Annotated in this window: 24 protein-coding genes; 7 read left to right on the top strand and 17 right to left on the bottom strand. The window is 36.1% G+C overall.

The genetic code is table 11. The features are described from left to right. Positions 1-33 precede the first annotated feature (33 nt). Positions 34-834 (bottom strand): sulfite exporter TauE/SafE family protein, encoded by an 801-nt coding sequence (locus OD90_RS05555; RefSeq protein ID WP_144667762.1) that lies wholly within the window; start codon positions 832-834, stop codon positions 34-36. A 58-nt stretch (positions 835-892) separates the two neighbouring features. Next, the gene (locus tag OD90_RS05550; RefSeq protein ID WP_144667759.1) at positions 893-1,519 is read right to left on the bottom strand and encodes a Crp/Fnr family transcriptional regulator; all 627 of its coding nucleotides are present in this window, start codon (positions 1,517-1,519) and stop codon (positions 893-895) included. Positions 1,520-1,730: 211 nt separating this feature from the next. Between OD90_RS05550 and OD90_RS05545 the strand changes: the two genes are divergently transcribed. Together OD90_RS05545 and OD90_RS05540 are read left to right on the top strand one after the other, a co-directional pair. Then, positions 1,731-2,270 (top strand): RNA polymerase sigma factor, encoded by a 540-nt coding sequence (locus OD90_RS05545; RefSeq protein WP_144667756.1) that lies wholly within the window; start codon positions 1,731-1,733, stop codon positions 2,268-2,270. Further along, complete coding sequence (locus tag OD90_RS05540) at positions 2,267-3,058, top strand: anti-sigma factor (protein ID WP_261374464.1); 792 nt, start codon at positions 2,267-2,269, stop codon at positions 3,056-3,058. The genes OD90_RS05545 and OD90_RS05540 overlap by 4 nt, the downstream gene beginning before the upstream one ends. 445 nt (positions 3,059-3,503) lie before the next feature. On the opposite strand, the gene OD90_RS05535 is transcribed toward OD90_RS05540, so the two are convergent. The 3 genes from OD90_RS05535 to OD90_RS05525 form a co-directional block, all read right to left on the bottom strand. Continuing rightward, entirely contained in the window at positions 3,504-4,790 is a 1,287-nt protein-coding gene (locus tag OD90_RS05535; protein ID WP_144667754.1) for a tetratricopeptide repeat protein, read from the bottom strand. Between the two features lie 72 nt (positions 4,791-4,862). Further along, entirely contained in the window at positions 4,863-5,462 is a 600-nt protein-coding gene (locus tag OD90_RS05530; RefSeq protein WP_144667751.1) for a DUF4331 family protein, read from the bottom strand. Positions 5,463-5,482: 20 nt separating this feature from the next. Beyond that, positions 5,483-6,190, bottom strand: coding sequence for a DUF4331 family protein (locus tag OD90_RS05525; protein WP_144667748.1), 708 nt, complete (start codon positions 6,188-6,190; stop codon positions 5,483-5,485). A gap of 477 nt (positions 6,191-6,667) precedes the next feature. Here OD90_RS05525 and OD90_RS05520 point away from each other — a divergent pair, with 477 nt between their 5' ends. Beyond that, positions 6,668-7,369, top strand: a complete 702-nt coding sequence (locus OD90_RS05520) for a Bax inhibitor-1 family protein (RefSeq protein ID WP_144667745.1) — start codon at positions 6,668-6,670, stop codon at positions 7,367-7,369. Between the two features lie 74 nt (positions 7,370-7,443). On the opposite strand, the gene rpe is transcribed toward OD90_RS05520, so the two are convergent. Together rpe and OD90_RS05510 are read right to left on the bottom strand one after the other, a co-directional pair. Next, complete coding sequence (gene rpe, locus OD90_RS05515; protein ID WP_144667742.1) at positions 7,444-8,100, bottom strand: ribulose-phosphate 3-epimerase; 657 nt, start codon at positions 8,098-8,100, stop codon at positions 7,444-7,446. Positions 8,101-8,443: 343 nt separating this feature from the next. Then, on the bottom strand, positions 8,444-9,307 hold the full coding sequence (locus tag OD90_RS05510; RefSeq protein ID WP_144667739.1) for an RNA polymerase sigma factor RpoD/SigA: 864 nt from the start codon (positions 9,305-9,307) through the stop codon (positions 8,444-8,446). A 310-nt stretch (positions 9,308-9,617) separates the two neighbouring features. Here OD90_RS05510 and OD90_RS05505 point away from each other — a divergent pair, with 310 nt between their 5' ends. Both OD90_RS05505 and OD90_RS05500 read left to right on the top strand, forming a co-directional pair. Next, positions 9,618-9,899 carry a twin-arginine translocase TatA/TatE family subunit gene (locus OD90_RS05505; RefSeq protein ID WP_144667736.1) on the top strand — a complete coding sequence of 94 codons (282 nt, stop codon included), beginning with the start codon at positions 9,618-9,620 and terminating at the stop codon, positions 9,897-9,899. A gap of 280 nt (positions 9,900-10,179) precedes the next feature. After that, positions 10,180-11,712: a S8 family peptidase gene (locus OD90_RS05500; protein WP_144667733.1), complete on the top strand. Its 1,533-nt coding sequence runs from the start codon at positions 10,180-10,182 to the stop codon at positions 11,710-11,712. A gap of 104 nt (positions 11,713-11,816) precedes the next feature. Here the strand turns inward: OD90_RS05500 and OD90_RS05495 are convergent, their stop codons facing one another. From OD90_RS05495 to kynU, 10 genes are all read right to left on the bottom strand, one after another. Beyond that, on the bottom strand, positions 11,817-12,464 hold the full coding sequence (locus OD90_RS05495; RefSeq protein ID WP_144667730.1) for an O-methyltransferase: 648 nt from the start codon (positions 12,462-12,464) through the stop codon (positions 11,817-11,819). Between the two features lie 56 nt (positions 12,465-12,520). After that, positions 12,521-13,021, bottom strand: a complete 501-nt coding sequence (locus tag OD90_RS05490; protein WP_144667727.1) for a DUF6252 family protein — start codon at positions 13,019-13,021, stop codon at positions 12,521-12,523. A 66-nt stretch (positions 13,022-13,087) separates the two neighbouring features. Continuing rightward, complete coding sequence (locus OD90_RS05485) at positions 13,088-14,020, bottom strand: DUF6252 family protein (RefSeq protein WP_144667724.1); 933 nt, start codon at positions 14,018-14,020, stop codon at positions 13,088-13,090. Between the two features lie 102 nt (positions 14,021-14,122). Further along, a complete protein-coding gene (locus OD90_RS05480; RefSeq protein WP_144667721.1) occupies positions 14,123-15,211 on the bottom strand; it encodes an amidohydrolase family protein in 1,089 nt (362 codons plus the stop codon). A 9-nt stretch (positions 15,212-15,220) separates the two neighbouring features. Then, positions 15,221-16,000 (bottom strand): SDR family oxidoreductase, encoded by a 780-nt coding sequence (locus OD90_RS05475; RefSeq protein WP_144667718.1) that lies wholly within the window; start codon positions 15,998-16,000, stop codon positions 15,221-15,223. A gap of 40 nt (positions 16,001-16,040) precedes the next feature. Next, a complete protein-coding gene (locus OD90_RS05470; protein WP_144667716.1) occupies positions 16,041-17,483 on the bottom strand; it encodes an aldehyde dehydrogenase in 1,443 nt (480 codons plus the stop codon). Between the two features lie 36 nt (positions 17,484-17,519). Next, positions 17,520-17,966 carry a RidA family protein gene (locus tag OD90_RS05465; protein ID WP_144667714.1) on the bottom strand — a complete coding sequence of 149 codons (447 nt, stop codon included), beginning with the start codon at positions 17,964-17,966 and terminating at the stop codon, positions 17,520-17,522. Positions 17,967-17,977: 11 nt separating this feature from the next. Further along, positions 17,978-19,375 carry an FAD-dependent oxidoreductase gene (locus tag OD90_RS05460; protein WP_144667711.1) on the bottom strand — a complete coding sequence of 466 codons (1,398 nt, stop codon included), beginning with the start codon at positions 19,373-19,375 and terminating at the stop codon, positions 17,978-17,980. 29 nt (positions 19,376-19,404) lie between these two features. Then, the gene (locus OD90_RS05455) at positions 19,405-20,019 is read right to left on the bottom strand and encodes an FMN-binding negative transcriptional regulator (RefSeq protein WP_144667708.1); all 615 of its coding nucleotides are present in this window, start codon (positions 20,017-20,019) and stop codon (positions 19,405-19,407) included. Beyond that, positions 20,019-21,281, bottom strand: coding sequence for a kynureninase (gene kynU, locus OD90_RS05450; RefSeq protein ID WP_144667705.1), 1,263 nt, complete (start codon positions 21,279-21,281; stop codon positions 20,019-20,021). The genes OD90_RS05455 and kynU overlap by 1 nt, the downstream gene beginning before the upstream one ends. 200 nt (positions 21,282-21,481) lie before the next feature. On the opposite strand from kynU, the gene OD90_RS05445 reads away from it, so the two are divergent. Both OD90_RS05445 and OD90_RS05440 read left to right on the top strand, forming a co-directional pair. Beyond that, positions 21,482-22,084, top strand: coding sequence for a hypothetical protein (locus tag OD90_RS05445; RefSeq protein WP_144667702.1), 603 nt, complete (start codon positions 21,482-21,484; stop codon positions 22,082-22,084). A 172-nt stretch (positions 22,085-22,256) separates the two neighbouring features. Then, a complete protein-coding gene (locus OD90_RS05440; RefSeq protein ID WP_144667699.1) occupies positions 22,257-22,898 on the top strand; it encodes a 7-carboxy-7-deazaguanine synthase QueE in 642 nt (213 codons plus the stop codon). Positions 22,899-22,937 lie beyond the last annotated feature (39 nt).

Raw genomic sequence — 22,937 nt, 5'->3', positions numbered from 1 at the left:
AATGAGAACAGTAGACTTTTAAGGTAACAAAAGTTACATTAAAAGTTCTTTTATGATGATGTACACGCCCATAATTAGGACAAACCAACCAAATGCTTTTTTTAATTTTTTACCATCAATAAACCTATTAAGATAAATTCCGATAAAAATACCTACAACAGAAAGTGTCGTAAATGATAATAGAAATGGCCAATCTATCACTAGATTTTGAACATCCCCTATAAAACCTATTAGTGATTTTATTGCAATTATAAATAGGGATGTAGCAACTGCTTTTTTCATAGGCAGTTTTGCAAACAATACTAACGCTGGTATAATTAAAAAACCGCCGCCTGCACCTACGATACCTGTAATTGTTCCTACGACTAAACCTTCAATTATGATGAGTGGATAATTGTATGTAATTTCAGTATTTTCATCTGATTCTTTACTTTTATTACGAATCATTGAAACAGAAGCAAATAACATAACTATGGCAAAGAATAGCATGATCGCAAGATTCTTTGTAACCATAAATCCATTAATATTAAAAAGTTCTTCCGGGATTGCAGGAACCAGAAATGCGCGAGTGCTATACACAGCAATAAATGCTGGAATAGCAAAAATAATGGCTGTTTTTAGATCAACCATTCCTTTTATCATGTTTTTAATCGCACCTACAAGAGATGTGGTTCCCACAATAAACAATGAATAGGCTGTAGCAATAACAGGATTAAAAGCAAGGATGTATACAAGGATAGGAACAGTTAGAATAGAGCCTCCACCTCCTATCAATCCTAGTACGATACCAATTAGAAGAGCACCAAAATAGCCTAAAAAATCTATTATTTCCATAAAAACGTAATTTTAATGCAAATATAGAAGGCTTTGAACCCTTGGTTTGTAACAGATGTTACAAGACCTCAATAAAACTGCGGTGTAGTTTTATTTTATCCTTGTGCTCCATTTTTTTAAGTAATCTAGAGATAACAACTCTACTTGTGTGCAAATCTGCAGCTATTTCTCTATGTGTGGTATAAATATGCTTGCTATTGAGAATTTTCATTTTATCATCAAAATAACGCTCGAGTCGCTCGTCCATATTATTAAACGCAATATTATCTACACTTTCTAAAAGTTCCATCATACGTGTGTGATAGCTTGCAAAAACAAAATTGCGCCACGTTTTGTATTTACTTGACCATTCTTCCATTTTACCTATTGGGATCATTAATAATCTAGATGGTGTTTCTGAAATGGCGTGTATCTCACTTTTAGTATTGCCCATACAGCAGGTCATAGTCATTGCGCAAGTGTCCCCTTTCTCTAGATGATATAATAGAAGTTCATCTCCTTGATCGTCAGGTCTCATAATTTTTATACTACCTGAAAGTAAGAGAGGCATTGATCTTATATATTCTCCAGGTTTAATTAAATCACTACCCTCAGGAAATTCTTTTAAAATTCCTACTTTGCTTATTTCTTCCAATAAAGCGTGTTCAAATTGAGAGCCATAAAAGATCTGAAGTTCTTGAAGCATTTGTTTTAAAATTTGAGAGGTCTATACTAGCAAAGTTACTTATATAGAGGGCAAAATTACTGTCAATACTCTATTCTATTCATAATAATATTTTTAAGGTAACAGGATTTTTCTAGATACTTAAGAAAATACCAGAGGTTTTGCACAGCTTCTTTGTGAGTAATTGTTGTGCAAAAGTTAGCATTTATTACTAAATTGCTACTTGTAAATTATGATGACACAACCAGACCTACTTATTGCACAGTTTCTCGAAAAAGATGCTGTTGCTTTCGAAAAAATATACGATCTCTACAGCGAGAGCCTCTTTGGCGTTATAAATAGCGTAGTGCACGACAAAGAAGTCGCAGAAGAAGTTTTACAAGATACTTTTGTAAAGATCTGGGAGAAATCTGGAAAATATGATCCTTCAAAAGGAAGGTTTTTCACATGGATGCTCAATATAGCTCGTAATGGAGCTATAGATAAGACTAGGTCTAAGGCATTTAAAAACCAAAAAAAGAACCATACCTCAGAATACTTCGTAGATATTCTCGAAGCAAAGGGAAGTTTTACTACTTCAGTAGATGCCATAGGTCTCAAAAAATATATTGAAGCGCTTGAACCACTTTGCAAAAAAGTTATTCATTTCTTATTTTTTAAAGGGTACACCCAAAAGGAAACTGCTGAAGAATTAGCAATACCATTAGGAACTGTAAAAACTAGAAATAGAATATGTATTAATAAACTAAGAGAAATAGTAGGAGTATCGTGAAAGATGAAAACACATATATAGATTCAGGGGTTTTAGAACTTTTTGTTTATGGAACTCTCCCAGAAGACGAGATGGTAAAGGTTGCTCATGAAGTACTTGAAAATAAAACTCTTCTCGATGAAGTTGTTTCAATAGAAGGTGCACTGATGCAGCTTTCAAGTGCTGCAGCACCGTATAAACCAAAATTTAAAAATCTAAACATCTCCTTTGAGAAGGATGAAGATGTAATACCGCTTTCGCGAAAGCGAACACCTATTACTTCCTACCTTGGATGGGCAGCGGCATTGGTATTACTCTTTGGGTTAGCATATGTTTACACAGAAAAATCCGAACTTGAAAACCGTATTGTTGATACAGAACGAGAGCTCTTGTTACAAGAAGGTAAAACGCTAGTTGCTGAAGAAAATTTAGAGCAAACAAAATCGTTGCTTGATGTCGTTCGTGCTCGGAATGTAATTTCTATACCGCTAGCAGGACAAGAAATTGCACCCGAAGCATATGCCTCTGTTTTTTGGGATAAAGAAAATAATAAAGCCTATATAGATGTAAAAGGTTTGCCAGAGCCGCCAGAGGGAAAAGTGTATCAAGTATGGTCGCTCACTCTTGAGCCTTTAACACCCACGAGTTTAGGTGTATTAAATGAATTCGATACCCAGGGTAGTCAGCTATTTGAATTTAGCAACCCAAATAGTTCAGAAGCTTTTGGAATTACTCTAGAACCAGCAGGTGGTAGTGTATCACCTACGCTAGAGCAATTGTATACGCTAGGTGTTGTGCAAACTTCTTAAATGTAACAAGTAATTCAATAGACTATTGTAAAAGCCCTTTTCACACATGTGAAAAGGGCTTTTTAAGTAATACATACAGTTATTAAATAATCTGTTACTTGTTAGATCACTATTGTAAAAATGGTGACTTTCAATTATTCAAATACGTTATAAGTAATTAGGAGTCAATATCTAGCTAATCTTAAAGATTATAAGGAAGATTAACTCTGAAACCTTTTTGGATTTCTTTCAGAATAATATAGTTAATGCTATTTAGAAATGTAAATAACCAATAAGGCTTATATAGAGTTAGAATAAAAAAGCGATCTACTTTATTGAAAGTAGATCGCCAAACAAACAAAATCAAAAAAACTATCCAACCTATAAAGTAAATACCTAACGACATTTACTAATAGTTTCTCTATTTGTAAATACTTACGAATTAAAGAAGTGGACGGTTTCTTATTTATAATTTTTTAACAGTATTTGTTATTACTGGCCCTAGTTCAAAAGAGGCTTCCAGTAATTCATTTTTAAGAGGAACTACCTTATTAGCAATACCGAGCTCCTTATAAATTTGTGCAAGATGTAATTGAGCGACAGGTTCATATGTTTTTCCAATTACATGATTAGATTGTATTTCTAGTGCTCTCTCTGGATCACCATTACTTAAGTAGGCATAGGAAAGCAAATCATACGTCTCTGGAGTTGCTCTATTCTTGATTTCACGTTTTGCAATAGCCACCGCACGAGCAGCTGTCTGTTCATTACTCGACAAGATTTCGATGTGATACGCATTATACATATCGCCATACCTAGGGTCGCTCGACGCTTTTATAAATTGATCTGTAAGCTCTTTACTTTTTATTTCGTCACCCATATATTCAAAAATTTCAGCTTTAAGTAAACCTAAGTCTGGGCTCATCGTTTGGGGTTCTATAGAATTTATAATTCTGATCGCTTCTTTTGGGTCATTATCATACGCATAAGCTATCCAGGCGATTCCTTTTTTAGCGTAGGCATTACTTGGGTTTATCTCTAAGGCCTTTAGATAATGTGCGTAAGCATCATGAATACGGCCATCATGCCCATAGTAATCTGCTAAGTTTGTATATACCCAAATAAGGAGATCTTTCTTTTTTCCACTTTCTGCAATAAGTTTAGCATTTTCCATATGTTGGATTGTTTTATCAAGATTTCCTTGATAATCTTCCCATTTTGCTAATCTTATTAAATAATTGTAATCTGAAAAGTCAGTTTCCTTTTGGAGATACTTCTGCGCTTGGTTATAATTGCCTAACTCCATTGCAACATCATATGCAACTAGGTTTACGGAAGGTGTGTCTCCACCTGCTGCTACACGTGCACTATCTACCACAATTTTTGCTTCCTTAAATTTGTGTTGAGTTATATAATTCTGAGCTAGAGAGAGTAGGTAAGTGTCTTTCCCTACTGCTGCAATTTTTGATGCTCTAGTTAGGTTTTTTTCTGCTTTTTTGAGTTGTTCTATATCTGCATTTTCTTGGAAGATACGACTTTGAACACCTGCACTTTTTGATAAATCAATGAGTTGCAGACTATCTTCTTTAATGCGTTTATTCCAAAATGCAAGTTCTTCTACTGATTTTGCAATTGAATTTTTATTATCTGACGTCAAGTATTGATTATAATCTTCAGGGTTGTGCACTTGCTGTTCATTTGAGCATGACAGTAAAAGTGCAATTGCCAGAATATTTAGAAAATAATATTTCATAAGAGGTGGTATTTTTTTAATATAAAAAAGGGTTTGAAAATTTCAAACCCTTTTAATTTAAAATGTCTTAGATTACTCTGGACTTTGTAGATATGGAAAAGTTGCACTAGGAGCGTCTCCTGTATAACTTACATTATCAGTAACTAATATAGGTAAATCAGGATTACCATCATTATCAGTATCTTGACCATTAAACCTATCTCCATTCATTCCTCCGAAAAGTAATATTAAAGATACATCTACAACATCGTCAGTAAGTTGTCTTCCGGTCAATACATTTGCTCCATCGTAATAAGTAGTTACACCTTCTGGAGCCACTTGTAACACATCTTGAGCTAAGATAGTTGTCAATGCAGGAGCATCAAGGTTTAGAATATTTGTCTCATATTCTACACCAAAAGCGCCATGTAAATCAACAGCTTTTTGTAAAAAATCTTGTTGAAAGTTTGCGACCATATTTGATGGTATAGTTACATTAAATTCATTCTTATCTGCACTAGAACCTCCTAGAACCGTATTAATAGCTGCACGTCCCATTTGATCTTGTTGAGCGTAAGTTCCAGTAAATTCTACTGAAACTTCTGGTATTGTAAAATCGTCGTCGTTACCGCAAGATGCAAATCCAGTTAGAATGATACCTGCTAGTAAATATTTAAGTGTATGTAATTTCATAATAAATGTCTTTTTTAAATTTATTGTTTCACCTTAGCTTCAACCCACGTATTCCACACTTGGACATTGGTTCCAGCTGGGTGCGCAAAAGTTTCTCCTAAAGATTGGTTTGGAACTTCAATTACTATTGATAATACGTTAGTCCCGTCAAAACTGTCTGTAGCATTATCTGCTGTTTTAAAACCGCCATTAGGTCCAGTTGTTCCAGTGAAATCTCCAGGATCTGCACCTATTACAGCATTATAGGTTGTAAAATCAAAGAAGAAAGGATCTTGTCTAGGGCCAGCAAATAATTTACTTCCATTATTAGTGGTAGTTACAATAGGAGTTGCTCCAGTACTAATTTCTACAAATCCTATAAATTGAGATTCGTCTACTGTACTATTAAGTCCGGGAGTAGAAATCTCGTAAGGTCCAAAGAAATACATATTTCCATCACGAGGAATTGCTTGAATAACTCTATCTTCTATTAAATCTCCATCATTATCGATGTTAAATTCAATTAAAACGTTTTCATCAAAAGTGGCATCAGTGCCAGCAAGTGAGCTTTGCACATTGGCTACAAAAACGGTGTTATTTGCGTTTTCTGTACTTTCAAAAGCAAAATAATCTGTAATGTCTGCGGTCGATCCGCCTACGGCAGGAGCATCGAGGTGATCGGCTGCAATTAATGCACCAACTCCTAGTACTAAAGCTCCAGCAATTAAAATCTTAGGTAATTTTTTCATGGTATTGTGTTTATTTACTCTAACATACGCTGGAATTTTCGTATCGGTTTTCGTGATGTAGTTAAATAACTGTTAACTCAATCTTAAAATGCACTAATAGAAAATCACTTTTACAGTTAATTTGAGTAGTTAAATACCTTGAGTTTGCCATCACAGGAGTACTTAGGAAGTTTTTGCACAGTTTTATTTTTGTAAATAAAATCTTACAGAAAAGTTAAAAATGTTAAAGAAAATAAAATCATTATTCAGTCCATTCTGGAGTAAATGTCAAAAATCAGTGATGCACACTTTAATAGCAATCCGTTATTTTATGTTTTCAATAGTTGATTCTAAATGTATCTTAGAAATTTTTAAGACAGATCCTATATTAAATTGTTAAAGACATTACATTTGTTTTTTCGCTTTCGCGAAAGCGTATATCATATAGTAAGTTATATAAAGTAGGCATTTTATATTATTAAAGATTTAAACATATTTATGGAAGAATTTCAATCCCAAATTGTACCAGTAAGTTCACTAGCTGAGGATCGACGTGTTGATTTTTATAAGAAGACATACACACATGTTGCATTAGCCGTATTATTATTTATTGTCACTGAATATTTATTTTTTCAATCTCCTATTATAGTAAATTTTGCTATTTCTCTTACAGGTGGATGGAGCTGGCTGCTATTATTAGGCGGCTTTATGATTGTGACTAATTATGCCGAGGGACTTGCGCTAAAGTCTAGAGATCGTAATACGCATTATGTAGCTCTTGGCATTTATGTAATAGCAGAGGCATTTATATTTGTACCTTTATTACTTATGGCATTTACTATGGTAGATGGCGTTGAAATCTTGCAAAAGGCAGCAGTTATGACAATCTCACTTTTTGCGGGTCTTTCTGCAGTAGTAATACTTACAAAAAAAGACTTTTCATTTTTAAGAGCGGGGCTCACCCTAGGCTTTTTTATCGCAATAGGATTGATGATCGCAGGGACTATTTTTGGATTTGACTTAGGATTGTGGTTTAGTGTGGCAATGGTTGCTTTGGCAGCTGGATCCATCCTGTATACGACATCTAATATGGTACATAAATACAAAGAAGAACAATATGTAGCAGCTGCACTCGGATTATTTGCTTCTTTAATGCTGCTTTTTTGGTATATATTGAGAATATTTATGTCTAGGGATTAAAACCTAAACTTAGATTAACCAAAAAGCGCCTTTATTTAATAAAGGCGCTTTTTGGTTATAGATTTTTCTATTAGTTAATCTGAATATTTTAAGGAGGAGATCGCTTCAGAGGGGTTGTTTGCGTTAAAAACAAAGCTTCCAGCGACTAATACATCAGCTCCCGCATTAAATAACTTTTGGGCATTTTGATCAGTAACACCCCCGTCAACTTCTATTAGAGTATCAGCATTCTTATTTTTAATAAGTGCTTTGAGAGATTTTACCTTATTATAGGTGTTTTCTATAAAATGTTGCCCACCAAATCCAGGGTTTACACTCATCACACAAACGAGATCTATATCATGAATAATATTTTCCAAATGGTTAACATTTGTGTGCGGGTTAAGTGCCACTCCAGCCTTCATTCCAGCAGATTTAATTGCTTGAATTGTCCTGTGTAGGTGTGGGCACGCTTCATAATGTACGGTTAAAATATTTGCGCCAAGTTCTGCAAAAGTATCAACATAACGATCTGGATCTACAATCATTAAATGTACATCGATGGTTTTTGTAGCGTATTTTTTAATAGCTTTAAGAACGGGTGCACCAAAAGAGATATTAGGTACAAAAACTCCATCCATAATATCAATGTGAAACCAGTCTGCATCACTTTTATTGATGATCTCAATGTCTCGCTGTAAATTTGCAAAATCTGCTGCGAGTATGGAAGGCGCAATCATTTTTGAACTCATGGATTTTTTAGGTAAAGATAAAGGAATTGATCTTGAGGAGGAATATGGGGTTTACGTTTACGCTTTCGCGAAAGCATAACAAGATCCTACAAAACTTGTTATGTATTACAAATATAAATTTTAGCTGACTCTATGGAATGAAAAATCCCCGGTAATCAGCCGGGGATTCATTCATCAATCAAAAAACGAACAGTTATGATAAACTGTTGTTGCGGTTATTTAGTCGCTCTAAGCGTAAAATGCATTTTTAGTATGAGGTAAATATACGAAACCTTTTATAGGGTGTGTACCACTTTAGTAAATGTTAACGAGTCGTGTTAACATTTTATAGAAATAACACATCTTAACCTAAATAAGTCTTTAATATTTTACTGCGTGAGGTGTGTTTTAATCTACGTATTGCTTTTTCTTTAATCTGTCTTACTCTTTCACGGGTAAGGTCAAAGGTTTGACCTATCTCTTCTAACGTCATAGGTTGTTGATCTGCAAGTCCAAAATATAAACGTACAACATCTGCCTCTCGTGGAGTTAAAGTCTCTAGCGCTCTCTCAATCTCTGTTCGTAATGATTCCTGTAAGAGCTCTCGATCAGGATTTGGAGATTCACCAAAGTTTAATACATCATAAAGGTTAGAATCTTCACCCTCTACAAGTGGCGCATCCATACTGACGTGTCTTCCAGAATTTTTTAATGATTCTTTTACGTCACTTATTGTCATGTCAAGCTCTTTTGCAATTTCCTCAGGACTGGGAGGTCGCTCATTAGCTTGTTCAAGAAATGCATAGGTTTTATTAATTTTATTAATAGAACCAATTTTATTGAGTGGTAACCTTACAATACGAGACTGCTCAGCTAAGGCTTGTAAAATAGATTGTCTAATCCACCATACGGCGTAGGAGATAAATTTAAAACCTCGCGTTTCATCAAATCGTTGTGCTGCTTTGATCAACCCTAAATTACCTTCATTTATAAGATCAGGTAAGGTAAGTCCTTGATTTTGGTACTGTTTTGAAACGGATACAACAAAACGTAGGTTAGCTTTTGTAAGCTGCTCTAAAGCTCGATGATCTCCGGCTTTTATGCGTTGTGCAAGTTCTACCTCTTCGTCTGCAGTAATGAGATCTACTTTTCCTATTTCTTGAAGGTATTTGTCTAAAGAAGCTGTCTCACGGTTAGTAACTTGCTTAGTAATTTTAAGCTGTCTCATATTCTTATTATAAATCTGGGTTAGGGTATTGTAGTAGTTATACGTAGCAAATGTGCAAAATGTTACAAAAAACTTAAAGTTTTTTTTAAATAAAAAAAAAATTATACTTTCAGCCGTTACTCTATATAGGGTTCCAACACCTATTCTTAGTAAAATTTTCTTGTATACACTCTCATAAAATTCTTCAATGTTAGTGAGAAAAATAATTCACTTAAAACTATTTATAAGTCTAATTTGATCATTCAAATTTTTGTGGAGAAGATTCTCAAAAATTTTTAAAGCCACATAAGATTAAATACCTTTGCGTCCTATGATATCACTTCCACTTTTTATATCAGGAGCCGAAATCGCTTTTATAATCTTTATAGTGATAATGGTTTTTGGTGCAGATAAAGTCCCAGAAATAGCCCGTGGCTTAGGTAAAGGAATGCGTCAACTAAAAGATGCTACTAATGATATTAAATCTGAGATTACAAAAACTGCAGAGCGTAACGACATTGATCTTGATGTAACTAAAGATATAAGAAAGGAAATTGATAAGGCAAAGGAAGATATTAATGATATCACTGGCCCTATTAAGCGCTCGCTATAAATCCTTTTTTCTGGAATTTAAAAATTAATGCCAGAATAAGTATAACTTCTTCGTCTTCACTAATATCTATTACGTTTATATATTCGACTTCATATGCATTAAAATCATAGGTAGTATTTATTGATAATCTGAAAATAATCCTGTATAAAATTCAATAGTTTTCTTATTTATTTGCGGTAAATGGATTTATGACTGCTTGATATTATTGAAATCGTAATATTTTAGCTTTATTTTAAGATTATTTTAATATATTGATCTCTTCAAACATAAACAACTAAATATGAAAAGATCAAAAATGTATCTTGCAGGAGCTATCCTGCTAGTAACTCTTTCTTGTACTAACGAAGAAGAGTTAACCCCTACCGACTTTACAGAAGATATCACAATTGATTTACAACAGTCAAGTAAATTTTTATCAATAGATGAAATAAACAAGATTATTGATAAGTCTTTTTATGAAAAAAAATCTTTTTCGTGGGATGATGTAGCTACTAATGTACTCTGGAGTGCCGCTGTGCATGGAGGTAATATGATAACCATAGGATATGGTAAAAAGAATGAAAGCTTTCATGAGGAAAAAAATTCTCGTATATCCTCTATACAAAATGAATTTATACAACTTGTACAGGAGAAAGAAGGAAAAACAAAATCTACTCTAAAGGTGAAGTCTGATGATGTTCTTAATGTTATTGATGTTGAAGTTACATTACTAGAGACAGTAAGGGAGCTTCGAGCAACTCAAAATTTACGTTATTTAGAACCTAATGGATATTCATTTTACCAATTAAAGCAAGAAAAAAGTGCTTCTCAACAAAGAAGTGCTGGCTGTGATACAAATGGACAGGCCTTAAATAATAATGATTATAGATCAATATCTCCAGGAGCAAAACTTCCTTGGACCTTTGATTATCACAATATTGAATCTGCTTGGTCTCAATCTACAGGTAAAGGTGTTACCATTGGTATTATAGATACCGGATTATCTCCTAATCAACCGTTACTTGGTTCAAATTTTGGGGATGGAGCATCTATAAATAATCGTACAGTAGAAAAATACGGAACATACATCGACTCCGCTTGGTGGTGGTCTAATAATATTGATGGCCCTAACGATCAGTGTGGGCACGGTACGAGCATGGCCTCTGCAGCAGTAGCGCCTAGAAATAATGACGGTCTGCCAGTAGGAGTTGCCTACGATGCAAACCTGGTTATGTATAGAGGAACTGCAGATGTTGTACTAGATGATTACCATGAGCGCAAGGGGGTTTCTAATGCACTAAAGGCACTTGCAAATAGAAGTGATGTAAAAATTATATCCATGTCTATCGGCTACCCTTGGGGTATTGGAAATGTAGAAGATGCTGTTAAGTATGCTTATAGTAAAGGTAAGCTCATATTTGCAGCTGGAGGAACTTCAACGTCATTAACAAATTGGTATCCAGTAATTTTCCCTGCGAGTATGTCTGAGGCTATAGCAGTTACGGGAATTACGGATTATAATGGAGGGTATAGAAAATGTGATATCTGTCACGACGGAAACGAAATAGAATTCACCATTGTTATGGAGCGTGACGGTGATGATAGTAGGAATAGCCCAGTATTAGGTTTTAATAATGGTCAATCTGATTATGTAGGGGGTTCATCTGTAGCGACGGCCACTACCGCGGGTATAGCAGCATTAGTTTGGTCAAAGTATCCCTCTTGGTCTAGAGCACAGGTGTTGAATAAGATGCGTAGTACTTCTGACCTATATGGTAATACAAGTAGCAACTATGGTTACGGAAATTTAGATGCAAGCGCAGCCGTACAATAGTTTTATAAAATTTTTAGTCGTCCTAAAATAGGTTGACAATGATTCAATAATTAGATCAATCCTGCGTAGCTAGCTTCGCAGGATTTTTTATGCTTTCGCGAAAGCTAACGTTTAAAAACTCTGCTTATAGTTAAACCGTCACGAATAGGAAGTATAACTGTCTCCACACGTGGGTCTTCGTGTATCATTTTGTTATAATCTAGTAACACCGCAGTATCTATATCTTTATCTTTTAAAGGTTTTGTGACTTTGCCACTCCACAAAACATTATCAGTGAGAATAACACCTTCAGGATTCATTTTATCAATGATCAAATTAAAATAATTAATATAATTAGACTTATCTGCATCAATAAAAACTAAGTCAAAAGTAGTATTAATTGTAGGGATGATGTCAATTGCCATCCCTAAATGCTGTATGATCACTTCACCGTAAGGTGAAGAATCAAAGTGCTTCCGTTGAAAGTCAACCATTTCCTCTTTAATGTCAATGGTATGTAAAAGACCATTTTTTTTTAAGCCTTCTGCGAGACACAATGCACTGTAGCCTGTAAAAGTTCCAATTTCTAAAATGGATATAGGTCGTAGGAGCTTAGAAATCATACTTAATACCCTTCCTTGGTAAGGTCCAGAGAGCATTCTAGGTTGTAAAATCTTTTGGTAAGTTTCTTTTGTGAGTCTTTTCAAATGCTCGGGTTCATTTGCCGAGTGCCTCACTACATAATCATCGAGTTCTTCTGGTAAAAAATGCATAGTAGTCGATTAAATAATCTCTAGCTCTTACGTATAATAGTAATTTAATTTTACTTTTATGAATTTGTGACTGAAATATCATTAAAAGAACCACTTGTAATGGTTACAATTTCATTAGCACCAGAGGAATTACTTCTTACTGCAACAAATTCAAAAGTTCCAGAGATTAAACCAGAAGATTCAGTGTAAGAGGTAATAGTTATAGAGCCTTCTCCACCTTCATTCTCCGTATTAAAAAAACGATTATCGCCAGCTGGAAGATATATTCCTGTGCCTTCCACAGTAAATCCAGAAAGGTCAAAAGTACCCTCCCCAATAAAATTATTTATACTGATAGATATAGTATCAGCACCGGTATTTGATGCTGTTATGTTTAGTACACCAGATTGAAGACTTGCCCCAACAGAATTACCAGAAGCCGCAAAAGTATCACCATCAATGGTGGCAACAATTTCTCCACGATCAGCTATTTGTGTGCTATCGTCATCATTAGATGAGCAGCCTATAATAAAAAGCATCACAAGGAATAGTACCTGTGGAAATTTAAAATTTTTCATATTTATTGTGGGTTTAACTAGAAGTTCTTAAAGAAACTATTCTCAATTTTAAATATGGAAGTATTATTACTGAAAAGTAACTGAAAATGATCCTTCTGTGATAGTATATGTTTCAGTGGTTTGTTGTAAAATATCTTCTGCTACAAATTGAAACGTACCACTCATTGACCCAGCGACATCATCATAACTATCTATGGTTACTGTTCCGCCAGATTGAGCTACATATGAACTACCTCCACTAGTTATATCAGGAGTGTAAAGCGCAGTTGAATTTGCAGAAGAGGTTGTAGATGAGAGATCGTAGGTTCCAATCGCAATAGCACCATTTAAGGTAATAGTGATATTCTGGTTTGTATTTGTATTATTTGCAATGATGGTCTTACTAATTACGCCGTTCATTTCAGAATCAAAAGCTGCAACATTATTTGCGCTAAAAGCTACATCATCTATTATTGCTTCGAGAGTGTTATTAGTATTTCCTTCTGTAAGAATACCTTGTAGGTTTAAATCTGTAAAACTACCACTGGAGATTACTACGGTCTCTGTAGTGATTTCTTGTGTATTGATATCAATATTTTCTTGTATTGCTGTAAAATTAAAAGTACCAGATACATAGCCCTCTAAAGAATTAAATTCTGTAATAGTTATTGACCCAGAACCTCCATCTGCGATAGAGAGATATGTTGTGTCATCTCCTACTGCAAAATATGCACCAGTACCAATCGAAGCTGATGTTGAAAGATCATAACTACCCTCTCCTTGAAATGTTGGGATGGTTAGGAATATAATATTTCCGCCACTATTAGTTCCATCAATACTCAGGCTGCCTCCAGAAAAACGAGCATTGGCTCTTGCTCCACTAGCTGTAAAGAGTTCGCCATCTACAGAGGCAAAAAATTGACCATCTCTGTTAGTCACTATGTCACCACTATTATCAACAGTGCAACTTGTAATGATAAGCAATGGAAGTAAAACAAAAATAAATTTGGATAAATTCATTGGGAGAAGATTTAAAATTAAACCACAATAATACTATATTTTAATCGACAAAACACCATTTTTGTTCGATAAAAGTTAGGTAATCAAAACATTGAGGTACTGCTATGATTCATTCATAATCCTTTTCCTAAATGCTTCTTTACGCTTTTCATCATCTCCGTATAACCATTGCACAACGTTGTCATCCCATATTTGGTCGTATTCTGTTGGATTAATGATTTTGCGTTCTAAGGCGAGATCTAATATTTTTCCAGGATAGCTACTTTGGTCTGTACTTTCCATCTCTCCAAGAGGGTAAGGATCATCTAGACCCATAACTACTTGTTTGCTACCTTGATTTTCGATAACCATTTGTAAGCTATTCGTATCGTGAACTAATGTGTCGAAGAAAATGTTAGGGTGGCCAACAGACTTTCGTGGGTGTGATTTACCCTCAAATAGATCTGGACGTCCATCAAAACCTTGTATCCTACGACCTAAGTTGATTTGAGCAAGTTGGCCACCATGCGCAAAACATACTCTCATACCCGGATATTTATCTGCATAGCCATTTAAGGTCAGAAAATGATATGCATCTGCACATTGTGCAAGCATCCATATAAGGTGAAATCTCCAACTTGTATTTTCAAGTTTGATAAACTTCTCTCCATCATACGGATGAATTTCTACAGCAAGATTATATTTACTCGCAAGCTCAAAAATAGGCTCGTTCTCTTCATCAAAAATACAGCGCCACGTACCTATAGTATCCATATAGTGAGTTGGGAGGCATAATAAATCCATTCCCAAAACTTCCACACAGCGTTCTATTTCCCATAAAGCACCACGTACAAAACCTGGATGCACTACAAAACCGGTCGTAAACTTATCTGGATGTTCTTTTTGAACTCTAGCATTAAAATCATTCTGAAATTTAAGCGCTTGCTTCATTTCTTCAATGCGCAACCCATTTCCGTACAGTTGCGACAAATTCAGCACCACAGCGTGATCGACTTTGTTGCGCTCCATCCATTCTAATTTTTCGTGTAAGAAAAAACTAGAATCAGTAACTGGTCGACTCCAATCTTTTTGGAGCATAAACTTTCGGTCCTTATCCACCCAAAAAATCCCTTTATCCTTCATAAATTGAGGAATCTCTTCTGGATAAGGAAGTAGATGCGAGTGCCCGTTTATACGCAGTTTTTTAGTCATAGGTTAAATTTACAAAGATTTAGTACGTCCACCATCTACAGGCACATTTATTCCATTGATAAAAGAGGCGGCTTCACTCGCTAGAAAAACAATTGCATTTGCTACCTCTTCAGGTTTTGCAAATCGATTTGCTGGCGAAGCTTTAGCCATTGTTTTAGAAACTTCGTCTACAGTCTTTCCTGTCTTCTTTGCTTTATTCTCAATAATTTCAGAAAGTCTGCCAGTTGCAGTTGCTCCTGGAAGTACATTGTTTACAGTGATACCAAATTGCCCGAGCTCATTTGCCATGGTTTTACTCCAGTTTGCCACGGCACCACGTATGGTGTTACTCACGCCTAGACCATCGAGAGGTTGCTTTACAGAAGTAGAAATCACATTGATAATCCTACCGTAACCTTCAGATTTCATGCTAGGAATTACCGTTTGTGCTAATAAGTGATTGGTTTGTAAATGTTGAGTGAACGCTTTCGCGAAAGCGTCTACATCAGCATCTACAATGGGTCCACCTGGAGGTCCACCCGTATTATTAATTAGAATATGATATACATTTTCAGTTGCTGAAACAGCTTCTGCCACCTGTCGCGGATTTGTAAAATCTGCAACTACGTAACTGTGTTGTTGATTGCCATTATTTGGTAACTCTGCAAGTACGGCTTTTAGCTTTTCCTCTGTTCGGGCTGCGAGAGTCACATTTGCTCCTTCTTCGGCTAGTCCAATTGCGGTAGCTTTTCCAATTCCTGCAGTAGAACCGCAAACAAGGGCATTTTTATTAGTTAGATTTAACTTCATAGTAACTTATTGTAAGGCTCGATAATATTCCAGCCATTTTTTAATTATATTTTATACACACATTCTTAGCCTCTGTAAAAAATCGTAATGCTTCAAAACCACCTTCGCGACCAACACCACTGGCCTTAACTCCGCCAAAAGGGGTACGTAAATCCCGATTCATCCAGGTGTTTATCCAAACGATTCCTGCTTCAAGAGTATTTCCTAGTCGCATGGCTCTATCTAAGTTTTGCGTCCATACTGTTGCAGAAAGTCCGTACTTGGTTCCGTTTGCTAGCCTTAGGGCTTCATCATCTTTGTCAAAAGGCATGATGGTGACGATGGGGCCAAAGATTTCTTCTTGATTTAATCTACAATGATTATTTGACACTTCAATTACAGTTGGTTGTAAGTAATATCCTTTTTCATAGCCATCAACATTTACTCGTTTACCACCAGAAAGTATTTTACCACCGTAATCTTCAGCATGCTTGATGTAGTCTTCAACTTTTTCTAAATGCGACTTAGATACAAGTGCTCCTAAGTTTGCATTCTCTTGTGCTGGATGAGCCACAACTAGTTCTTCAACTCTACTAATGAAATCCCTCTTGAACTTCGCATAAATAGACCTTTCAACAAAAATTCGGCTACCACAGAGGCAAATTTGCCCTTGATTTGCAAAAGAACTGCGTAGGGTAGTAGAGAGCATCTCTTCATAATTACAATCTGCAAAAATGAGGTTGGGGTTTTTACCGCCAAGTTCTAAGGATAGTTTTTTAAACATTGGGGCACAAGTGCGAGCGATGTGTTCTCCCGTTTTTGTTCCTCCCGTAAAACTGATTGCTTTAATATCTGGATGTTCTAAAATAGCCTTTCCTGTAGTATTTCCTAATCCATGAACAATATTGAGAACGCCTGCTGGCAATCCAGCATTTGTACAAATTTCTCCTAGTAGGTAAGCTGTCATTGGGGTTACTTCACTTGGCTTTGCAATGATGCAATTACCTGCAGCAATTGCGGGTGCAATTTTCCACGTAAAAAGATACAATGGTAAATTCCACGGCGAAATGCATCCCACAACGCCTATGGGTTTTCTTAGCGTAAAGTTTATGGTGTTTGTACCAGTACTCTCGTGACTTTCGCTAGCAAACTGGGTGATAGCATTAGCAAAAAATCGAAAGTTACTAGCCGCTCTCGGTATGTCTACTGTTGTAGCAAGTGAAATGGGTTTTCCATTATCTCTACTTTCGGCCTCAGCTAATTTTTCGAGTTGTGCTTCAATGCCTTCTGCAATTTTTAATAATATACGACTGCGCTCCTCCAGTGTGGTAGATGACCAAGCCGGGAATGCCGCTTTCGCGAAAGCGGTAGCCTCCTCAACATCATGAGAATTACTATTGGGTATTTGCCCATAAACTTCACCCACAGATGGATCATAATTGTCTAGCCAGTCATTAGATAATGGCTTTTGATAAGCGCCGTTTATGTAATTTTTTATTTTCATAAAGTTTGAAGCAATTGCTGAATTTAGAAATGCTAATTATTCAGGTTTATAAGCCATCACCTTTATCTCTACCACAAGATGAGGATGAGGTAATTGGTGCACCGCAACGGTGGTTCTAGCAGGTCCAGTCACTTTATTAAAAAATTCACCGTACACTTCGTTGTACCCGCCAAAATCATTCATGTTTACTAAAAAAGAAGTGACATCAACCACATCTTCCATAGTGGCACCAGCAGTGGCAAGTGTTTTTTTGATATTTTCTAAAACTGCTCTTGTTTGTTCTTTAATATCCAGATGCATAGTTCCCATTTCATCTTTTACATGCACGCCAGCAAGTTTATTATCTGCTCTACGGCTACTAGTTCCAGAGATTAAAAGAAAATCTCCCGCACGCTTAATAAGCGGATATGCTCCACGCGGTTTAACTTTTTTCTCATTAAATGGATCTCCTTCTAACCTTAAATCTAATTCTTTATCACTCATTCTAATTTATTTTATTTCCTTAGTACGTTGTCATCGTCTAAGACATTCTGTGTCGCTTGTTGTACTTTATTTAATTTCGCTTTAAGCGAAAGTGTATCTGGAAGTAGTCCATCGTCCAGTAAATTGAGAATCGCTTTATTTTGAGCTCTTCCACGAAGCATGGCTTCTCTATATCCTATATCCTCGTTGAAAGTTACCAAACTATATTTAGAGTAATACGTTTCTGGAAACTCTTTTTCAAACATCGTTTCTAGCTTTCTCTTTTCTTGAAACATAGGGTGTGCGGTATGTTCTTTCATCTCATGAAAATTGTCTACAGCGAGATCTGCAATGGCATCGGTATCTGGTTTTCTAGTCTTTTCAAATTCTTGAAACACTTTCTCCCATCCTTGCTCTCCAAACGTTTCTAATGCTTCGTCAAAAACAACAACATCTTCAAAACTGGCATTCATTCCTTGTCCATAAAATGGAACGATGGCATGAGCAGCATCACCAATGATACATGTTTTTCCAAATGCACTCCACGGATGACACTTTATCGTTCCTAAAGGACCTACGGGGTTTTCTTTAAATTCTGTTACTAAATCTGGCATCATCGCCACAGCATCTGGAAATTGTCTTGTAAAATACTCCTTAATAGCCTCAGGATTAGAAAGTGATTCAAAACTGTCTAGAGCATCTTTATAATCTAGAAAAAGCGTTACTGTAAAACTTCCATCAACGTTAGGCAATGCGATAATCATATCGCGACCTCTTGGCCAGATGTGTAGTGCGTTCTTTTCGGTCTGGTAATCTCCATCTGGAGCAGGAGGGAAGCTTAATTCTTTATACCCATGCCCTAAGTAATCTTGCGAAAAGCTGAATAAGAAGTCCTTGCTCATATACATACTTTTACGTACCGCAGAACCTGCACCGTCTGCACCTAGGATAATATCTGCGGTTATGGTTTGCTCTTCTTTGGTGAGGTAATCTGTAAAAGTTGCTGTGGCATTCTTAAGATCTACAGAAGTACATGACTGATTGAAATATACTTGTAGTGTGTCATGCTCATCTGCCGCATTTAATAATAAAATATTGAGATCGGTACGAGAGATAGAATTGATATACTCGTTTTCTCTACCAGAATATGGACTGAATAACGTGTCGCCTTTTTCATCATGCAACATTCGGCCGTTCATTGGGATACATAATTCTTTTACTCGGTCTTCTAAGCCCACTAACCGAATCCCCTTGAGCCCTCTATCTGATAACGCAAGATTGATGGATCTTCCAGCATCTTGATGCACAGCTCTTAAGTCAGGCCTCTTTTCCATTAGACTCACTTTGTAGCCTCGTTGTACCATGCGCAAAGCAAGTAAGGATCCGCAAAGGCCCGCGCCTATGATTAATATATGTTCTTTTTGTTTCATTATTCTTTTTGATCTCGTTGAGCGTTCAGTTACTTTCTGTTCTGATCCATTGTTTTTGCGACGGCTTCTTCTTGTGGGTTGCCATTTTCGCGCAAGCGTTCTATAATCTGATTATGATTCTTTACATCCCTATTTTGAGACATTTTTTTTGCAGCCTCAATACTATTAATTTCTACTTCAAAACCTATTATGCCATCGAGTTGGCGCATTGTTTTCTCTGATAAAGAATCCATGTTGACAGGGTTCTCTTGAGGTTTTTCATATGTATTCATCAATGCTTTTACAGAGTTATATAATCCTTCTCTGTCAAGAATTTTTAAAACGCCTCTCACTTGTACAGCAATATAATTCCAAGTAGACACTTCTTCAAAATCATACCAGCTTGCCGAAATGTAACTATGTGGACCATTAAAAATACCAAGTGCTTCTACACCATCTATAAGATGCTCCACTTGCTCATTCATTTTTGAAATATGACCGTGTAAGATTTCTTTCCCGTCCTCACGCATGGTAATTTCTAAAGGAATGTGGGTAGCACAAGACCTACCATCTTTATTCGTAACAAAAATTCCAAAGGCATTTGCTTTTAAAAACGTGCGAATTTCTTGCGCATTTTCGTTCTTATAAATGTCTGGGATGTACATTAAAGAATATTTTTAAGGCGCTCTACCATTTCAAATACATCTTGGTAGCTATTATATAATGGTGCTGGTGCCACGCGTATGACATCTGGTTCACGCCAGTCTGAAATTACTCCAGCATTTGTAAGCTGCTCATGCAAACTTTTATCGGCATTTTTCACTTGAATACTTAGCTGGCACCCACGTTGTGTAGGGTCAGAAGGAGTGATGATAGAAATCCTATCGTTGTTTAAGTCATCGATGAGAAACTCAAGATACCCTGTAATTTTTTCTGACTTTTCACGTATGTTTTTCATACCCGCTTGAGCAAAAATAGCTAAGCTTGCCTTCACAGCAGCCATACTCAAGATAGGAGGGTTTGATAATTGCCATCCTTCGGCTGTTGGGATTGGGTCAAATCCTTTGCGCATGTTAAATCTCGTATCTTTATTTTGTCCCCACCACCCCGTAAAACGCTGAATTTTTTCATCTTTATGATGGCGCTCATGTACAAAACATCCACCTAAACTTCCAGGGCCACTGTTGAGGTATTTATAGGTACACCATACAGCAAAGTCAGGTCCGTTTTTATGTAAATTAGGCATAATGTTACCTACACCATGCGCGAGGTCAAAACCTACTTTGCTGCCATTAGCATGTCCTAATTGAGTGATTTTTTGAATAGGGTAAAATTGACCCGAATAGTAATTAGTATTACCAATTAGCAACAATGCAATACTTTCACCATGTTCTTTTACTATTGCCTCAAGATCTTCATATCTACAAAGTTCTTCTCCCTCCCTAGGTTTCCATAATATTAAGGTGTCATTTGGATTAAAACCGCGCTGTCTTATTTGACTTTCTACCGCATATTTATCAGACGGGAAAGCGTCGCTCTCGATAACGATTTTATGACGCTTTTTTGTAGGATTATAAAAGGAAACCATCATCAAATGAAGGTTAGTTGTGAGCGTATTCATGACTACAACTTCATGTGGTTTTGCGCCCACGATTTCTGCCATGGGTTTTGCTAGTTCCTCATGATACGGCATCCAAGGATTTTCTGCATCAAAATGTCCTTCTACACCTAGGTTTGCCCAGTCGTTTAGTTCTTGTTCTATATATTGAGCAACAACTTTTGGCTGGCAGCCTAGACTATTCCCGCAAAAATAAATGAGCTCATTCTCATCATTGTCTACTGGAATGTAAAATTGATCTCTATACGATTTTAATGGGTCTTGCTGATCTTGCGCTTTCGCAAAAGCGAGATTATTTTCATATTTCATACAAATGGCTGTAGCTATCTTATTTCTTGTATAAAAATAGGGATTTTGCTAGACCTATATTGTAGGAATTGAAGTGAAAGAAACTTCATTAGAAAATGAATTCGTTAAAATTTTAACATTTATCTAGTTGTGTATGTAAGAAGTGAAATTATATTTGTCACGCTTAATAAGAGTCATACTAATTGAATAATATTAAAAGAATGAGAAAATTATTACTAGTAGCAGTCCTTTTTATAGGGACAATTGTACAAATGAATGCACAGGAAGCAGATAAATTTCGTTTCGATTTTGATTTAGGGTACGCAATTCCACAAGGAGGTGGCGGTGGCGGGGTAGCCTTTTATCTAGAACCAAAATGGAACATTGAAGATAATATGAGCGTAGGTTTACGATTTGGTGGTGCTGCGCTGGTAAAAAATATAGAGTACTCTGACAACAATCAAGAGGCTGAAGCTGAAGTTGGTGTTAATGGTTCTTATGTAGGAACGTATGATTATTATTTTAACGACGGGTCGTCTTCATTTGCACCTTTTGTTGGCGGAGGTTTGGGATATTATTCTGTAGCTAGCGTTGCTATTGATGGGAATAGCTCAGGAACCGCAGATTTGGAAGGGAGTGGTAAATTTGGTGCCATGATTCGCGGTGGTTTTAATTGGGCAGGTTTTAAAATGACATTAGACTACAATATTGTTGGTAAGAGTGATCTTCAAGATTTTAATGGTGACGTGGTAGGAACTACTAAAAATGGCTATTTAGGAATTTCTTTAGGCTTCTTCGTAGGTGGAGGTAAATGGGGTAGATAAAAATCAATTTTCACATAATACTAAACCCACTTCCATATTTTGAAGTGGGTTTTTTTTATGTGATCACGCTTTTGCGAAAGTGTAACTCAATTTTTGAAACAAATTTTCACAAGATTTCCCTAAGCCAGATAAAAAGCAATTATCTCAAAAGTACTCCTTATCTTTGCCAGCTATGACAAAACAAGCTTCAGAAGCGATACAGGCACAGGTAGATCTCGGGGAAATGCTTCCTCTTATGGAAGAATTTTATACCATTCAAGGAGAAGGTTTTCATAAAGGGACAGCTGCATACTTTATTCGTGTAGGCGGTTGTGATGTAGGTTGTCATTGGTGTGATGTAAAGGAAAGCTGGGATGCTGCAATACATCCACCTACCAGTGCAGATACTATTGCTCAAAATGCAGCAAAATACTCTGATACAATTGTTGTTACAGGAGGGGAACCTTTAATGTGGGATATGAACCCACTTACTGAAAAGTTGAAAAGCCTTGGACTTACAACTCATATAGAAACTTCTGGTGCTTATCAACTTTCTGGAGAATGGGATTGGATTTGTTTATCACCAAAAAAGCGAATGCTCCCAACACCTTCAGTTCTAGAAAAAGCAAACGAGCTTAAAGTTATTATTTTCAACAAATCTGATTTTACTTTTGCAGAGAAACATGCAGAGCAAGTAGGGGATGATTGTATTTTATATTTACAGCCAGAATGGTCTGTACGGGATAAAATAGTACCTCTTATAGTAGATTATGTGATGGCAAACCCTAAATGGAAGGTGAGTCTACAAACTCACAAATATTTAAATATCCCTTAGAAAAATAGTTTTAGCTTTTCCAAAGCTTTCGATACTATC

It is taken from the genome of Dokdonia sp. Hel_I_53, assembly GCF_007827465.1.
Classification (GTDB): domain Bacteria; phylum Bacteroidota; class Bacteroidia; order Flavobacteriales; family Flavobacteriaceae; genus Dokdonia.
Note: the sequence above shows the minus strand (reverse complement) of the source record. Positions and strands in the feature narration are given on the sequence as shown.

Excerpts from the sequence above, each read along its gene's own strand:
- kynU (WP_144667705.1), bottom strand. The coding sequence starts at position 21,281 with ATGAAATATGAAAATAATCTCGCTTTTGCGAAAGCGCAAGATCAGCAA.
- OD90_RS05535 (WP_144667754.1), bottom strand. The coding sequence starts at position 4,790 with ATGAAATATTATTTTCTAAATATTCTGGCAATTGCACTTTTACTGTCA.
- OD90_RS05520 (WP_144667745.1), top strand. The coding sequence starts at position 6,668 with ATGGAAGAATTTCAATCCCAAATTGTACCAGTAAGTTCACTAGCTGAG.
- OD90_RS05465 (WP_144667714.1), bottom strand. The coding sequence starts at position 17,966 with ATGAGTGATAAAGAATTAGATTTAAGGTTAGAAGGAGATCCATTTAAT.
- OD90_RS05510 (WP_144667739.1), bottom strand. The coding sequence starts at position 9,307 with ATGAGACAGCTTAAAATTACTAAGCAAGTTACTAACCGTGAGACAGCT.
- OD90_RS05500 (WP_144667733.1), top strand. The coding sequence starts at position 10,180 with ATGAAAAGATCAAAAATGTATCTTGCAGGAGCTATCCTGCTAGTAACT.
- OD90_RS05460 (WP_144667711.1), bottom strand. The coding sequence starts at position 19,375 with ATGAAACAAAAAGAACATATATTAATCATAGGCGCGGGCCTTTGCGGA.
- OD90_RS05455 (WP_144667708.1), bottom strand. The coding sequence starts at position 20,019 with ATGTACATCCCAGACATTTATAAGAACGAAAATGCGCAAGAAATTCGC.
- OD90_RS05525 (WP_144667748.1), bottom strand. The coding sequence starts at position 6,190 with ATGAAAAAATTACCTAAGATTTTAATTGCTGGAGCTTTAGTACTAGGA.
- OD90_RS05530 (WP_144667751.1), bottom strand. The coding sequence starts at position 5,462 with ATGAAATTACATACACTTAAATATTTACTAGCAGGTATCATTCTAACT.
- rpe (WP_144667742.1), bottom strand. The coding sequence starts at position 8,100 with ATGAGTTCAAAAATGATTGCGCCTTCCATACTCGCAGCAGATTTTGCA.
- OD90_RS05495 (WP_144667730.1), bottom strand. The coding sequence starts at position 12,464 with ATGCATTTTTTACCAGAAGAACTCGATGATTATGTAGTGAGGCACTCG.
- OD90_RS05485 (WP_144667724.1), bottom strand. The coding sequence starts at position 14,020 with ATGAATTTATCCAAATTTATTTTTGTTTTACTTCCATTGCTTATCATT.
- OD90_RS05440 (WP_144667699.1), top strand. The coding sequence starts at position 22,257 with ATGACAAAACAAGCTTCAGAAGCGATACAGGCACAGGTAGATCTCGGG.
- OD90_RS05555 (WP_144667762.1), bottom strand. The coding sequence starts at position 834 with ATGGAAATAATAGATTTTTTAGGCTATTTTGGTGCTCTTCTAATTGGT.
- OD90_RS05505 (WP_144667736.1), top strand. The coding sequence starts at position 9,618 with ATGATATCACTTCCACTTTTTATATCAGGAGCCGAAATCGCTTTTATA.
- OD90_RS05480 (WP_144667721.1), bottom strand. The coding sequence starts at position 15,211 with ATGACTAAAAAACTGCGTATAAACGGGCACTCGCATCTACTTCCTTAT.
- OD90_RS05550 (WP_144667759.1), bottom strand. The coding sequence starts at position 1,519 with ATGCTTCAAGAACTTCAGATCTTTTATGGCTCTCAATTTGAACACGCT.
- OD90_RS05475 (WP_144667718.1), bottom strand. The coding sequence starts at position 16,000 with ATGAAGTTAAATCTAACTAATAAAAATGCCCTTGTTTGCGGTTCTACT.
- OD90_RS05490 (WP_144667727.1), bottom strand. The coding sequence starts at position 13,021 with ATGAAAAATTTTAAATTTCCACAGGTACTATTCCTTGTGATGCTTTTT.
- OD90_RS05470 (WP_144667716.1), bottom strand. The coding sequence starts at position 17,483 with ATGAAAATAAAAAATTACATAAACGGCGCTTATCAAAAGCCATTATCT.
- OD90_RS05445 (WP_144667702.1), top strand. The coding sequence starts at position 21,482 with ATGAGAAAATTATTACTAGTAGCAGTCCTTTTTATAGGGACAATTGTA.
- OD90_RS05545 (WP_144667756.1), top strand. The coding sequence starts at position 1,731 with ATGATGACACAACCAGACCTACTTATTGCACAGTTTCTCGAAAAAGAT.